At 23.1% G+C, this 628-nt stretch carries 1 tRNA gene; it reads right to left on the bottom strand.

From position 1 onward, the window contains the following. Nucleotides 1-437: 437 nt before the first annotated feature. Nucleotides 438-514, bottom strand: a tRNA-Ile gene (locus CIGNP103_RS08025). Nucleotides 515-628 lie beyond the last annotated feature (114 nt).

A 628-nucleotide genomic window follows, 5' to 3' on the forward strand; every position in this document is an offset into this window, starting at 1 on the left:
AAATTCAAAGCTCTAACAAGTCCTGTAAAATTGTTTTAAATATTAAAACTTGATTGTGACTTTTAACAATGGTAATTTAAGTAACTTTACTTTTCAAAGCTAAATAAGATTAACTTGAAATGTGAGTGGAATTATACAATATTAATATTAAAATAAGCTTAAATATAAAACAATTTTCAGAAAATATTATAATTTTTTGAAAATTTGTACTAAAATCTAGTTAAATAATTAAAAATTTAATATTATTAAAAATTTTTAATACAAAATGAAGCAATTTTAGGTAAATCAAAAAATATAAGAATATAATATTTGAAAAATAGAAATTATAAATTTTAATCAAACAACATTAGATTTTAAAAAATTTAATTAACAAAGATCTTGAGAATTATAAATATAATATACTAATATGAAAAATAAAAACGGATAAAAATAAATAATGGTGGGCCTAACAAGACTTGAACTTGTGACCTCACCCTTATCAGGGGTGCACTCTAACCAGCTGAGCTATAGGCCCTTAATAACTACTTTTAAAAATCAATCTCTCAAACCTAAACAAGTGTGATTGAGACTCCTCTTAAGCGATAATTGTGAGATTATCACTTTGTACTCTAGAAAGGAGGTGATCCAA

Origin of the sequence: Campylobacter sp. P0103, assembly GCF_002139545.1 — a bacterium.
In the GTDB taxonomy this organism is placed as follows: domain Bacteria; phylum Campylobacterota; class Campylobacteria; order Campylobacterales; family Campylobacteraceae; genus Campylobacter; species Campylobacter devanensis.